The organism is Trichocoleus sp. DQ-A2, from assembly GCF_039961915.1.
Classification (GTDB): Bacteria; Cyanobacteriota; Cyanobacteriia; order Cyanobacteriales; family FACHB-T130; genus FACHB-T130.
This window is the reverse complement of the sequence record NZ_JAMPKD010000014.1, coordinates 121710-136099: the sequence shown is the minus strand read 5'-3', so window position 1 is coordinate 136099 and position 14390 is coordinate 121710. Positions and strand designations below refer to the sequence as shown.

Genomic DNA, 14390 nt, shown 5'->3' with positions numbered 1-14390 from the left:
TCAATGCTTGTAAAAACATCACTTGGCATCCGGAACCCCACCCCAACCCACCCCGTTAACGGGAAGGGAGAGATCGTACTTCCCTCCGTTAATGGGAGATAAGGGGGGTTCTGTGCAAATTTTCACAATTGAGATGCTCCCAATCCGATTTTGAATTTTGGATTGGGAACTATAAGAGAGCGATCGCGTTTTTTCGGAAGTCATCTCAAATTCGTCGAAGAACCTCACCCCGCCTCCGGTACCCCTCTCCGTTAACGGAAAGGGGTTGGGGGTGAGGTTCTAAATAATGAAGATTCAAACGAATTCAATATCAGGCAACATTCCCTAAATTGAGTGATTAGCGATGGGAGTATTCTTGACTTTTGCGGTCTTAATGACGCTGACTGTGGCGAATCAGCGCAGTTTTACCGCCTTGCGAATGAGAACCTATGAGGACTGGATTTTAGATGCTGTTGGTCTGTTTTTTCAGGGTGTTCTCATCCCAATTCTTCAGCTCACAGTAGTTTACCATCTGTACCACTATCTTCTACCCAGCGATCGCGCCTTGCTTGCTCTGCCTCCAGTCGCGGCATTCTTGCTGAGCTTCGTGTTTGTGGATTACATCTACTACTGGAACCATCGCTTGCTACATAATCGGTGGCTCTGGTCTCTCCACGCGGTTCATCATACCAGCACCGAAATGAATGTCTTGTCTACTTCTAGAAATACTCTGTGGACGAGCTTTTTGATCGTCTACTTATGGGTTCACGCTCTATTTATTTATCTGCTGCAAGATCCCACATGGTACATCGCCGGTGTCAGTCTTAGCTCAGCTTTAGACTTGTGGCGTCACAGCACCATAACTCCAACACCAAACTCTTCGCTGTATCGCTGGTTATCGACTTTGCTGATACTACCTCAAGATCATGCTTGGCACCATGCGAGTAGCTCAGTTTGTGGCAATTACGGAGCCAACTTTAAGCTTTGGGATTGGATGCACGGAACGTATTACAAAAGCGATCGCGTACCGGATTCTTTGGGGGTCAAAATCAACCTCACCTTAACTCAGAAGCTACTGTGGCCTTGGAAGAATTAGCAACTAAAAATTAAAAAATTGGTTTCTTCATTTTTAATGCAAGCATTTTTAATTTCACTATGACTTTCCTCGGCACAATCCTCTCCTGTTTTCCCGCCTTAGTTATCCTGATTGCGATCGCGTCTTTTCTGGGGATCTGCTTCTTTCCAGGAATCTTCAGCATCTCGGCTCTTTTCCTTTCTCTGTACGGGTTTCCCCTGTTGGTGTATCGCCTCCACGAGCGTTTTTACCCAGTCAAGGAAGGGATCAGCTATCTAGGCAGCAAAGAGTATTCACCCTGGTGGGGAAGTCACCAAATCCAAGTTATCTACATTGCGTTTCCAGCGCTGGAAACTCTGCTACGCCTGATTCCCGGTGCTTTTTCTCTATGGCTGAGACTGTGGGGAGCCAAGATTGGTAAAAGCGTTTACTGGACGCCACAGTTAGAAATTGCCGATCGCGGACTGATTGAGGTAGGCGATCGCGCAGTTTTCGGTCACGGAGTAGGCATCTACCCCCACATCATCAAACCTAGAAAACAGGACTTGATGCTGTATGTCAAAAAAGTGAAAATCGGCAGCAATGTCTTCCTAGGAGCCTGGAATCACATTGGCCCCGGAGTTGTAGTTGAGGAAGGAACCTACGTTCCGGTTGCGACCCACATTTATCCCAACAAGAAATTCAAGTGATATCCAACCTGAGACAACGAACACACCGCCTCCGGCTCCCTTTTTGACTCCCGAAGCCCCTCTTGACTTCCGGCTCCCCTCTCCGTCAACGGAGAGGGGCTGGGGGTGAGGTTCCAAATTAATCCCCCAAACAAATTTGATATGATGCGCCCTATTGTCAAGCTTTTCGGACAACTTCTTTCCCCCTACGCCAAGGGCTTCTTGCAAGCACTAGAAAATCCTGAAAGAACGCAGCAATCCGTTCAAGAGGAAATTGTAGACAATCTTGCCAAGAGTGAATATGGCAAATTTTTAGGTATCCGATCGGTTGCAGATTGGCATCGCATTCCGATTGTTAACTACGACGATCTCAAAGAGTGGATCGAGCGGCAAAAAACAACCCAGCAGCCAATCTTGACACCAGAATCGATTCTCTTTTACGAAAAGACTTCCGGAAGTAGTGGCTCGGCAAAATCCATTCCTTACACCAAATCTCTTCGAGCTACCTTTAACCAGATGTTCTGTGTTTGGGCACATGATCTGATTCAGCATGGCCCAGGATTTTCTACGGGTAAGATATACTTCTGCATCTCTCCCCGGCTTGATACTGCAAGCCCAAATAGCATTCCCGTCGGATTGGAGGATGATTCGGAGTATCTGGACGAATGGTTAATGTTATTTCTTCGTCCTTTTCTGGTTTCTCCTCCCGGATTGAATCGCCTTCGCAATGCAGAGGAATTCAAGGAGAAACTTGCCCACGCGCTCCTACTCGAAGAAAATCTGGAAGTTATCTCGATTTGGAGTCCAAGTTTCCTTCGCGTACAACTCGACTACATCCAGACGCATCGAGTACGACTGTGGAAAGAACTCAAAAACAAAATGTCAGCAAAGCGCTCTAAACTCCTCTTGGAGCCAGAGATTCCGTGGAAGCTGCTTTGGCAAGAATTGAAGCTTATTTCCTGCTGGGATAGCGCGAATGCTGCGGATGGTGCAGGATTTTTGCGATCGCTGTTTCCGGGTGTCATGGTGCAGGGAAAAGGACTCCTCGCCACCGAAGCACCGATGACGATTCCCCTAATTGAGGCAAAGGGATGCGTCCCGATGCTCGATCAGGTGTTCTTTGAGTTTGAGGATGGAGAGGGGAAAATCCACCGACTCCACGAGATTGTGGCGGGGATTGACTACGAGATAATTATTTCTCAGAAAGGGGGATTATATCGCTACCGAATTGGCGATCGCGTGCGCGTCAGCCACTTTTATCAAGGAACGCCGTGTCTGGAATTTTTGGGGAGAAATCAGGCGACAAGCGATCTCGTGGGTGAGAAGCTGCATTCTGAATTCGTGCGTTCTGTCATTGAGGATTTGGCGCTAGAAAAAACGTTTTTCAAGAGTTTGGTGCCTGTCAGAAAGCCGGTGGATCGTTATATTCTTTTGCTCGACACTGCCAAAGAATCACCCGATGCGATCGCGCAACGATTAGATGATGCTTTGATGCGATCGCACCAGTATCGACAAGCTCGACTTTTAGGACAGCTGGCTCCAGCGCGGGTGCTGGTCTCAAGACAAATCCCGGAAATTCTCACCCTGTATGGGATGCGAGCTGGCAAGAAATGGGGAGACTTGAAACATCCTCTGTTAGCGATCGCACCCCTTGAGGAAGAATTACTCGTCGAACTAGAAAAAGCCTCTCAGAACAATTGTTTTCGCTGACATCTTCTCTAGAGATTTTGAGTCAGGAGTTGCATACAAAGAAAGGAAAAACCGAGTGCTTACACTCGCGCTACGCGATCGCGCCCCTCTTTTTTGGCTGCATAAAGTGCCGCATCAGCCGCATTAATTATATGTTGCGGCAACAGTTCTAAATTGGGTACACTACTCGCCACGCCTAAACTGACGGTTACATAGCCGCACACTTTAGACTGACTGTGGGGAAGCGCCAAGTTACTGACTGCCTGTCGAATCGCCTCTGCTACGAAAACCGCTCCTTCAATATCAGTATTGGGAAGAATTACGGCAAATTCTTCTCCACCATATCGCGCCACTAAATCCGCTGGACGACGGACAACACTTTTAATCGCACCAGCCACCTGCCGCAAACAATCATCCCCTGCCAGATGACCGTAAGCATCGTTGTAGCGTTTGAAAAAATCCACATCTAACAAAATCAAAGACAGCGGTGCTTGTTCCCGTCTTAGTCGCTTCCAGTCAGTATTCAGACACTCATCAAATCGGCGACGATTCGCAATCTGAGTTAAGCCGTCTAGGTTAGCGAGTTGCCGGAGTTCCCGATTGGCAGACTGCACATATTGGTAGAGTTGGGATTGATGAATTGCGATCGCTACCTGATTTGCCAACTGAGACAACAAATCCACTTCAAATGGCTGCCAGTCACGAGGAGCAGCACACTGGTGAGCAATCAGTAACCCCCACAGACGTTCTTCTTTCAAAACCGGCATTGCTACAACAGCTTTGACCTGATAGCGTTGGAAAAACTCAATCCCATCACCTGTAAAATTAAACTTTTCAATATTGTCCAAAACGATTGGGAATCCCTGAAAAAAAGTGCTAAAACCTTCTTGAATCCAGGATGGATTCACAGTCTGTCCTAACATGTGAGGGTAGTTTTTACCAACTGATTCTGCTACAAAGGTGCCGTTATTGTTAGCGGCGAACTGGTAGATAGCTACCCGATCCGAAAGCAAACACTGTCGAATGCTGTTGACTGTCGCATCCAGAATCTCGTCTAAATTCAGCGATTGGCGAATTTGTTGAGTAACTTCAGCAATTAGCCGTTCCCGTGCTGCTTGTTGTCGCAACACTTCCTCTGCTTTCTTGCGCTGAATCATTGAGCCTAATTGGGTCGCGACTGCATTGACGAGTTGGAGCGATCGCTCATCCGGCGTGATTTCCTGCTCATGAAAAAATATCAAAACTGCCAACACTTGATGGTCGAAGGCGATTGGAATTCCTAAGACTCCTTTAAGTCCCGCTTGCTTGGCAATTTGACTCCGCAAAAAAAGGGTCGAGTTCTCCTGCGTTATGTCTGCGATCCATTCCACTTGTTGGGACAGCCACACTCGTCCTGGCAATCCCTCCCCAAGAGAAAAACGAAACGCCTCACTCTGGCGTCGAAATTCATCAAAACGGATATCCTGGTACCAACATCGACAATATTCAAGTACAGTCCCCTTCGAGGAAGGCATCCATACTTCCCCAATATCCCAACCGAGATTTTGACAAAGATTGATTAAAATGACTTCTAATGCTTCTTCTACATCAGCAGCAGAACTAATTGCTTGAGTTGTAGTCAGTAAAAGTTGTAATTGTGTATTCTGAGTTTGCATCTGTAACTGAAACCGACGCAGCCGTAATTGATGTTCAATTCGTACTAAAACCTCAATCGGCTCAATCGGTTTGGTGACGTAATCTACTGCCCCTAATGTAAAAGCATTCACCTTATCAAAGGTTGCATCTAAAGCACTGATGAAAATAACTGGGATACTACAGGTTTGCTCTGAGGCTTTCAACTGTCGGCAAACTTCATACCCATCCATATCCGGCATTTTGATATCGAGCAAAATCAAATCGGCAGGGCTTGCCTGAACTGATTGCAGCGCTAGCTTACCACTCAGAGCAACACGCACTTTATATCCATGATTTGACAAAATTTTAGTTAACAAACTAACATTTGCTGGAGTATCGTCTACTACCAGTATTTTCTCTTTTAATTTTAAATCTTGACCCTGATCCATAAAGTGTTTTTATCGTTATTTTTGACCAATCAACAGATAAGTCATCATCTCCCCCTTCCCTTTTATTGAAATAGTCCCTCGTTCTTGGAAAAGGAACTGTTCTTTTAAGCGTTCGTAAACGGCAGCCGTTACCTGAGTTTGACCAGGAATCCCACTTGACTCCATCCGGGAAGCCACATTCACGGTATCTCCCCATAAGTCATAGCTGAATTTTGTTAAACCAATTACTCCAGCAACTACAGGTCCAATATTAATTCCTATACGAAGACTGAACTTTTCATTAATTTGGGTATTGAATCTAGCAATAAAACTTTGCATATCTAGCGCTATTTTGGCAATTGATGAAGCATGATCCGCTTTTGGTATTGGTAGTCCTCCTACTACCATATATGCATCTCCAATTGTTTTTATCTTTTCTAATCCATGTCGATTAGACAACAAATCAAATTCAATAAAAATTTGATTGAGAATTTCTACGAGTTCAGTTGGAGTCTTTGTAGATGCAAAGTTAGTAAACCCTACTAAATCAGCAAATAAAACACTAACATCAGAAAAACTATCGGCAATAACTTGCTGCTTTTGTTGTAACCGCTCAGCAATTGGTTTAGGTAATATATTTAATAAAAGTTTTTCTGTTTGTTTTTGAGCCAATTTTCGCTCTGTGATATCAGAAACCGTTCCCTCGTAATAGAGAAGTTTTTCTTTTGAATCACAGACTGAACGCGCGTTTTCAGAAATCCAAATAATTGTCCCATCTCGGCGGTAAACTTGAGACTCAAATCCCCTGACAGCATGATTAGAATTCATTTCTTCTATAAATTCACGCCGTCGATTCGAGTTAACATAAAGTTGTTCTTCAACATTTTGACTACTGTTTATTAATTCTTCTGGAGATTCATACCCATAAATTTTCGCCAGTGCTAAGTTAGCGCTCAAATAACGCCCGCAAGGTGTTGTTTGATAAATTCCTTCTACTGCATTTTCAACAATACTGTGATAGCGTTCTTGAGTAATTCTGAGAATTTCTTCAGTTTGCTTGTGATAGATTAAAGGACTTAATTGTGTAGCTACGGCGGTTACTAAATTAATGGTATGTAAATTAATCGGAACCGAACCTTTTTTATAGAAAACCAGAATAGCTAATACTCGTTCGTTTAGTATAATGGGAACTCCAAAAGCAGATGCTAAACTAGCATTTCCTATTTCCTCGCCTAAAATCGGCAAATCTCCGGAATTTAGAATCTTTTCTACCCATTCTGGTTTTTTAGAAACAAATATTTTACCTGGTAAGCCTAGATTAGAAGCCAAGGCAACTGTTCTATTTTGTTTTTTGAAATCCCAGAAACTAGCGTGGCTAGAATACCAATTCTGACTGCATTCTAAAATATTATTATCTTCGGTGGGCAACCAAGCTTCACCATAATCCCATTGAATTGTTATCCCAACTAAGCGCAGTACAGCTTGTAACACGGAAGGAACATTATTTTTGCGACTAATCGCTTGAGTTGTTGCGAGTAAAAGACGAAGTTCAACTTCTGCTTTTCGCCGTGAATCTAGGTGTTCTTGCAATAACTTATTTTGCTCTATTAGTTGCATTTTTAGCTCTCGAATGCGTAGCTGATTCTCGATTCTGGCTAATACTTCTAAACGTTTAAAAGGTTTTGTGATATAGTCAATACCACCAACTGTAAAGGCGTTTACTTTGTTATTCGTATCATCTAAAGCACTAATGAAAATAACTGGAATGTCGCGAGTTTTCTGAGAAGCTTTTAGACGTTGACAAACTTCATATCCATTCATTTCTGGCATATTGATATCAAGCAAAATCAAATCAGGAGGATTTGAATTGCAAGCGTTGAGTGCGAGTTGACCGCTAGGTGCAACTCGCACTTTGTAAGACTTTTCAGATAAGATGTGGAAGAGAAGTTTTAAATTTGCAGGATTATCATCAACTACTAGGATATTAGGTCTAGCGATAGATATTTCCATTGGATTATAAGTCTTTCACAGATTGAATCAATATCAACAATTGCTCAAACTGGTATTGATTAACTAATGTCATTAAAGTTTTTGACAAAACATCATTTTTGGGATGCAGTTCCTCAATCAGTGTAACGATAATTTCTAAATCTCCCTCAACAAGAGCCTGATAGAAATCTTCTAACCAATTTTTAGGTAAATCAGCCAAGTCGGCAGTATTTAAGACTGGCAGTTCCAGTATTTTTTTCTCAGATGTAGCAGCCATTTCCTCATAAGTAAAAGAGACATCTAAATGCTTGTGGAGAGCATTAAAAATATCTTCTTCTCGAAAAGGTTTGCGAATAAAATCATCACAGCCAGCTTCAATAACAGATGCTTGATCTTCATTTAAGGCGCTGGCAGTCAGGGCAATAATCGCGGTACGAGAATTGGTTAATGTCTTTTGAACTGAAGGTTTCTGATTCTCTCGTTTTCTAATCTGTTTAGTGGCTTCATAGCCATCCATTATCGGCATTCGTATATCCATCCAAATTAGATGGGGTGAACTACGTTCCCAGATTTCTAATGCTTCTTTGCCATTAGAGGCTTCTAGTAATTCAAAGCCAAGAGGCTGGAGGAGTTTAAGCAGCAGTTGGCGATTAAAATCGCTATCATCTGCGATTAGTATTTGATAGCGAGGTTGCTGGGGTGCGAGTGCAATAACGCGGCGGTTTTGGAGGGGGATTGCAATCTCGCTGGTAGCAATAATATTTGCTTGAATGTTAAATTTAAACGTTGTTCCCTTTGCAAATAAAGCACTTGTATCGTCACTAAATTCCCTGATGGGGGTTCCCGGAGTGAAAACTTTGCCACCACTAATGAGGGTGATTTCACCTCCCATTAAATGGATAAATTGACGGCTAATTGTCAATCCTAAGCCAGTTCCTTCTTGTACTTGTTGACCGGCGGCTGTTTGCTCGAAAGCTTTGAATACTTTGTCAAGTTCGTCGGAAGCAATACCGGCTCCCGTATCGGAAACTTCAAAAATAATAGAGAAAAGGGTAGAGAAAGAAGGAAATTCGGAATTTGTTGTCCCTAATTTCACTTTAACTAAGACTGTTCCGGAATCGGTAAATTTAACGGCGTTACTTAGTAGGTTAATCAACACTTGACGCAACTTGACTTCATCTGTGCGGAGGTATCGGGGAACATCAACATCACAATCAAATTTTAGGTTTAAGCTCTTTTCTGTAGCTTTCAAAGAAAACATCGCTTCGACATCATTTAGCAAACTGTAAAGATTGAAGTTATTTTCACTCAGCGTCATGCGTCCAGCTTCAATTTTGGATAGGTCAAGGACTTGGTTAATCAGTGTCAGCAGGTGTTCTCCACTGCGACGAATGATCGTGAGATTTTCTTGCTGTTCTGTTGAAAGATTGGGGGCACGACTCATGAGGTGGGAAAAGCCTAAAATGGCATTGAGGGGGGTTCGGAGTTCGTGACTCATGTTGGCGAGAAAGATGCTTTTGGCGCGGTTAGCAGCCTCAGCGGCTTCTTTGGCTCGTTCAAGTTCAGCTTCTACTATTTTACGAGTGGTAATATCGACTCCGATTCCTAAAACGCAGACTTTATCGCTTGCAGGTGGATGCAGAGGAATCTTTTGCCACTGAAACCATTTATCTTGGTTATTTGCGCCTGTCACTTTTTCTTCGGGAATAAATAAGGCTTGACCCGTTTCAATGATAGAGCGGGTTTCTTGGAGGAAATGCTCAACATCCTCTAAGAATGGATGGAAGTCTACATCCCGTTTACCCACCAGTTCTTCGACAGTCGTGTTGTAGAGCTTGGCAGCAGCTTTGTTAAGCAGCACAAAGCGTCCTTCCCAGTCTTTTACAAAAATGGTGTTGGGGTCATTATCAATTACCTTTCGCAGGAACTCTTGTTGCTGCCGAAGAGCTTCTTCAGCAATTTTGCGATCGCTAATATCTAGAAGTACCCCCCGCCAAATTATGCTGCCATCAGCTTGGGATTCCGGGCGAGAGCTAGCTGCCAGCCAACGAGCGCTCCCATCTGGGTGTAGATACCGCCACTCATAATAGAAAGGCATTAAATTGTCGAGGCTGATTTTTAAAGCGGCGTTATAACCAGGGAGGTCTTCTGAGTGATATCGAGCTAATATGGCAGAGAAATTTTCCATCGCCTCGTGAGCGGAAATCCCTAAAAGTTCGCCACACCCTTCACTGATGTAGTCTAGAAAATGTCTGCCGTCAGCACAGTAAGTGTAGGTGAAAACCGCACCGGGAAGGTTATCGGCAAGGCTTCGCAAGCGAGCTTCGTTCTCCCGTAAAGCTTCTTCTATTCGTTTGCGATCGCTAATATCGATAGCATGACCGACGACTCGAAGTGCCTGTCCGTCTGCATCTCGCACAACCACCCCATAATCCACCATGTGAGTGTAGCGATCTTCTCGGTGACGGAACCGATATTCAAGCATATACTCATTTTGATGAGCGATCGCCTGGGAAAACGTTCGCGAAACCTGCGGCAAATCCTCCGGATGGACGCGATCAACCCACCACTGACCTGTGAGTCCGGCTTCTTCGGGACGGTATCCACTCGTTTCATAGAGTCCCTGCGTCCGCAGAACAATATTCTGCTTCAGATCCCAGTCGTAAACATATCCTTTAATTGCCGATGCCGCTAGCTCAAAACGTTCGTTGCTCTCTTTGAGCGCTTGCTCTGCCCGTTTGCGCTCGGTGATGTCAATCGCCACACCTCCAACAAGGCGTTCTCCAGAGAGGTTCGCCAGCGGAAACTTGTATACCAGAAAATCCCCGATTGTGCCGTCCGTTCTGGGAGCTTGTTCGATCGCCTCTACTGACTGATTCGTTTGGATGACTTTCCGAATGTTTTCCAGATACTGTTGCGCGAATTCATCACTATAAAGCTCTGTAACAGTTTTTCCAACTACATAGCCGTCTGGGATTTGGAGTATCTGGCGGTAGGTTTTGCTAGAGAAAACAATTCGCCCATTTTCATCCGTGATCCAAGAAGCCGCCGGACTGTTATCCATGAACCCATGAAAACGGGCTTCGCTTTCTTTTAATGCCAGTTCTGCCTGTTTGCGAGCCGTAATATTCGCGAATGAAGATACCACTGCATACGGCAGAGATTCGCCAGCCCGAAATAGAGGTTGGGCGTTAATAGAAATCCAGGTTAAGCTACCATCTGGCTTGTAAACTCCCATCACTACATCAGAGCAAGGTTCGCCAGTTCGTAGCGTCACCATTGCTGGGTGTGCCTCTCCTGGGAAGGGCGAACCATCTTCACGAATGGCTCGCCAGCTGGGATCGAGGGAAGTTCGCCCCATCATTTGCTCGCGAGACAAGCCGAGAATTCTGTTAGCACTGGCATTACAGGTATGGATAACACCGTTGGCATCCTGCAAAACAATGCCTTCTGCCATCGTTGTCACGACTGAACGATAGCGTTCTTCGCTTTCCTCTAAAGCAGCCGTGAAACGTTGGCGTTCTGTGATATCTCGCACGATACAAACCACTTCATCAGCACCACTTTTGACGATGCGTGTCTCGTAGTTGTGAATGCCATCGGGTTTTTCCACCTCGTGTTCGTAGGTTTGTCGCTCTCCGGTTTCAACTGCTACCCGAAAATACTCTAGCAGGTCATTTTTAACCTGTTCGGGCAACGGTAAATCCCATAAGTTTCTGCCAATTAAAGCTTCAGGCAGCATCTGAAAGGCTTCTTCGCCTGCTTTTACGTCTAAATAAGTGCCGTCTATCCGGTGCCGGAACATTGCATCGGGAATCGCGCTCAAAAGCGCCTGCATTCGTTCTTCATTCTGATGCAAGGCTGCTTCTACCTGCTTTCGTTCGACAATCTCCTGCTCTAGCTGGGCATTGGTTTGGGCTAGTTTAGCAGTGCGCTCTTGTACTTGGCTTTCTAAAGTACGGTTGTAGTCGGCTAGCAGATGTTCTGCTTGCTTGCGCCAGGTGATGTCAACGAGCAAGCCATCCCAAATAATGTCACCATTGGCTTGCTGTTCCGGGCGGGAAGTGGCTTGCACCCATTTCAAGTGACCAGAAAGCGAGGTAATGCGACCTTCCCAGTACCAAGGCTGCAAGTCTCTAGCAGAAACTAGGATGGTTTCATTTAGCAAAAGCAGGTCATCGGGATGCACCGCATTCCAGGCAATCTGAGGATTTTGGACGATCGCTTCTGGTTCATATCCATAGATATCACGAGCGCCAGAACTCATGTAAGTAAACTCATGGCTGCCGTTTGGATGGAGGATGTACCGGAAAATTACGCCCGGTACATTTTCCGCGAGATGGCGAAACTTCGCTTCGCTTTCCCGCAGCGCGGCTTCTGCTTGTTTGCGCTCCAGGTTTGCTATGTGCTGGTCTTCCAGACTGCGATAAGCGATCAGCGCAACCGCAGAGCCAGTCATGCCGATTAGCGGGGCAACGACAGGGAGCCACCAGCTGGCTAAAAAAGCTAGGTAACTGCCACTTGTCAGAATTCCCCCGATTAAGCAAATGCTAACCCCAGAGACGATCCATCTGGCAGCAACATTCTGTTTCAAGGGGTTGAAGCGAAGTAACGTCCAACTCACTCCACCACCAATCAAACACCAGACCAAAATCCATAAGGCTTCTTTTGGTTGAGACCAAACCTGGATCAAAGGACGACCCTCTAAAGCACCACTCAAAATTTGACTGATTAAATTGGCATGAATGACGACGCCCGGTAATCGTTTGGGAGTCGCAAAGAGACTACTACTATAAGGGGTGAAGGAAAGGTCATTGAAGCTAGAGCCGATTGCGCCGATTAAGACAATGCGATCGCGTAAAAGATTGGGCGGGATGCGGTTCTCTAGAACATCCGTCATCGATACCGTGGAGAAATTTTCTAACATCCCCCGGTAGTTCAACAAAATCTGGTACCCACCAGAATTGGCACGAACGTAACCGCCTTCATTTCCCGTAAATGGGGTAAATACAGCGTTCCCTAATCGCAATTTATTAGCACCAATGCTCTGGAGGCTAATCTTTTCTTTTTCCAGATACATTAAAGCCAGCTTTGCGCCTAAGCTCAGATGGGTTTTACCATCAGATGTTCTAATAGATAGCAACCCTCGACGGACTTTGCCATCTGCATCTAACACCAAATCCGCGAGTCCCACTTGGTTCAGACGATTCAACGCTGGGGGTGGAGCAACCGGATTTCCTACCGCTTTTTCGACACCCACTAGATTAGGCGTAGATTCAAATACTTTCACCAGTGCTTGATGACCAGGAGGGACTGGCAAATCTCGATAAATATCCAAGCCAATGGCTCTGGGTTGCTGAACTTTCAGTTTTGCGATCGCTTCAGCTAACAGAGCATCAGAAATAGGCCATCGTCCGACTTTTTCAATATCTGATTCATTGATAGTAATAATTACAATACGGGGATCGATTGGTTCGCGAGGTCGCCAGCGAAAAAATTGATCCAATATCGCCAAGTCAAATATTTGCAGGACGCCTAAAGAACTTGTAGCGATGACTGTGCAAGCCACAATCGGAGCTGTAATCAGTAGCCCGCGCCATTGCCGAACTTGGTTTTTAAGTTTTTGTACCATTAATTTATGAGCATCAAAAATAAGAGGAAGGGGAAAAGGAAAATGCTTCTTCTTTCCCCATTCCCCTTATCGATTTTGGCAATTGATTGATGCTTGAATTTGATTTGGCAGCATCCGACTCAACTCGCCTGCTTTCCGTCCTACGTATATTTACTGAACTAATTCAATCCTTTTCTGCCCTACTCTTAAATCCTCAAAACCTTAGATTTTCCCATAGCCTAGTTTAAAAGTGGCTTGGTAGCGATCGCTTGTAGTCCAATTGAGTTTAACAATTCCTGCCATGTTGAAGCCAAAGTTGCTTCACTCGGCTCTAAGCGTCTAGCTTCAGCTAAACTTGCTACGGTATCGAACCAAATCCCGTGTTTTCCATACAGAGCAGCACGCTCTAGTAGAGGTTGATTCTGAAGCTGGCTCATTACCTCGGAAGTGAGTTTAACTCGTCGAATTTCTCCTTGTACCCCAGGACTACCGGGTCTGAGTCCTTGTTCGCCAATGATGATAAAAGTCCACCGATACTTCTTGTCAATTTCTAGAGGTGGCGCATTATCTGGAAGTTTGAAACTAAGAATGCCTTCTTGACTCGAAATCGGAATTTTTGCTTGGTAATGAAAATTGTTATTTTCGTCTACTAATCCAAAAAATATTTCCTTAGCAGAAGTTGGAGGTACATAAACTAAGAATGTTGGATGCTCTGCTACTGTCAACTTGCTTGTAGCTATTGGCACCAGCGGAGTCACGCACTCGCCTGTAGCGATTACTGCTTGAGGACATTCATCACCACGAGATGCACCTCCTGCGGTGTCATCTGGTTGTCCACTTCCTGGAGGTTCAAAGGTTACGCGACCTATCGAAGTACCCGCTAGAGTTTGAGATTGGTTAACCGACTCGGATTGGGCGATCGCTTTAGTCAAAAAGCTAGGAGCAATAATCAGTCCTAGTGATAAAAAAAATGCAACTAGCGTTTGAGTGGTAAAAGATTTGTGCTGTACCATTTTCTTACCTCAAAAAAAATATTGTACTGAATTTACACCTAATTATTACTGTAATAACACGTAGATTTCTTCAGTAGAAATACTTGGTTGTTGTAAGAAGTTCCCCAGCGAACAGTAATCATGTTTATGGACTTTTAGAGTTTCTATCGAAAGTTAAGGCTAAAAATAGGCAGATAAAGGGTTCGTGAATGCGAAATTCCTGACTTGGTTAAGAAGTTCGGAATCTGAACCGCTAGCTCATAACTCCAATAGGATTGCCATCAATACGGTTCAATTAGTAGAAATATGCAATAATTTTCGCTGCCTAGAGACAAGGCTTATCGA

The 14390-nt window shown here is 44.6% G+C and carries 8 protein-coding genes; 3 read left to right on the top strand and 5 right to left on the bottom strand.

All coding sequences use genetic code 11. The annotated features are described in order from the left end of the window. Positions 1–18: 18 nt before the first annotated feature. On the bottom strand, positions 19–204 hold the full coding sequence (locus tag NC997_RS15965; protein ID WP_190413389.1) for a hypothetical protein: 186 nt from the start codon (positions 202–204) through the stop codon (positions 19–21). A gap of 139 nt (positions 205–343) precedes the next feature. Here NC997_RS15965 and NC997_RS15960 point away from each other — a divergent pair, with 139 nt between their 5' ends. The 3 genes from NC997_RS15960 (at position 344) to NC997_RS15950 (ending at position 3432) form a co-directional block, all read left to right on the top strand. Beyond that, positions 344–1075 (top strand): sterol desaturase family protein, encoded by a 732-nt coding sequence (locus tag NC997_RS15960; RefSeq protein WP_190529970.1) that lies wholly within the window; start codon positions 344–346, stop codon positions 1073–1075. Positions 1076–1134: 59 nt separating this feature from the next. Then, a complete protein-coding gene (locus NC997_RS15955) occupies positions 1135–1743 on the top strand; it encodes an acyl transferase (protein ID WP_190413385.1) in 609 nt (202 codons plus the stop codon). A gap of 144 nt (positions 1744–1887) precedes the next feature. After that, a complete protein-coding gene (locus NC997_RS15950) occupies positions 1888–3432 on the top strand; it encodes a GH3 auxin-responsive promoter family protein (protein WP_190530019.1) in 1545 nt (514 codons plus the stop codon). A gap of 59 nt (positions 3433–3491) precedes the next feature. Here NC997_RS15950 and NC997_RS15945 read toward each other — a convergent pair whose 3' ends face one another. From NC997_RS15945 to NC997_RS15930, 4 genes are all read right to left on the bottom strand, one after another. Next, positions 3492–5474, bottom strand: coding sequence for a diguanylate cyclase (locus tag NC997_RS15945; protein ID WP_190529968.1), 1983 nt, complete (start codon positions 5472–5474; stop codon positions 3492–3494). 15 nt (positions 5475–5489) lie between these two features. Then, positions 5490–7463, bottom strand: coding sequence for an adenylate/guanylate cyclase domain-containing protein (locus NC997_RS15940; protein WP_190529966.1), 1974 nt, complete (start codon positions 7461–7463; stop codon positions 5490–5492). A 4-nt stretch (positions 7464–7467) separates the two neighbouring features. Further along, positions 7468–13074: a PAS domain S-box protein gene (locus tag NC997_RS15935; protein WP_190529964.1), complete on the bottom strand. Its 5607-nt coding sequence runs from the start codon at positions 13072–13074 to the stop codon at positions 7468–7470. A 218-nt stretch (positions 13075–13292) separates the two neighbouring features. Beyond that, positions 13293–14066, bottom strand: coding sequence for a DUF928 domain-containing protein (locus tag NC997_RS15930; protein ID WP_190413370.1), 774 nt, complete (start codon positions 14064–14066; stop codon positions 13293–13295). Positions 14067–14390 lie beyond the last annotated feature (324 nt).

What these genes read in the sequence shown, in the direction of transcription:
- NC997_RS15945 (WP_190529968.1), bottom strand. Translation starts at nt 5,474, where the DNA reads ATGGATCAGGGTCAAGATTTAAAATTAAAAGAGAAAATACTGGTAGTA.
- NC997_RS15940 (WP_190529966.1), bottom strand. Translation starts at nt 7,463, where the DNA reads ATGGAAATATCTATCGCTAGACCTAATATCCTAGTAGTTGATGATAAT.
- NC997_RS15965 (WP_190413389.1), bottom strand. Translation starts at nt 204, where the DNA reads ATGACTTCCGAAAAAACGCGATCGCTCTCTTATAGTTCCCAATCCAAA.
- NC997_RS15955 (WP_190413385.1), top strand. Translation starts at nt 1,135, where the DNA reads ATGACTTTCCTCGGCACAATCCTCTCCTGTTTTCCCGCCTTAGTTATC.
- NC997_RS15960 (WP_190529970.1), top strand. Translation starts at nt 344, where the DNA reads ATGGGAGTATTCTTGACTTTTGCGGTCTTAATGACGCTGACTGTGGCG.
- NC997_RS15950 (WP_190530019.1), top strand. Translation starts at nt 1,888, where the DNA reads ATGCGCCCTATTGTCAAGCTTTTCGGACAACTTCTTTCCCCCTACGCC.
- NC997_RS15935 (WP_190529964.1), bottom strand. Translation starts at nt 13,074, where the DNA reads ATGGTACAAAAACTTAAAAACCAAGTTCGGCAATGGCGCGGGCTACTG.
- NC997_RS15930 (WP_190413370.1), bottom strand. Translation starts at nt 14,066, where the DNA reads ATGGTACAGCACAAATCTTTTACCACTCAAACGCTAGTTGCATTTTTT.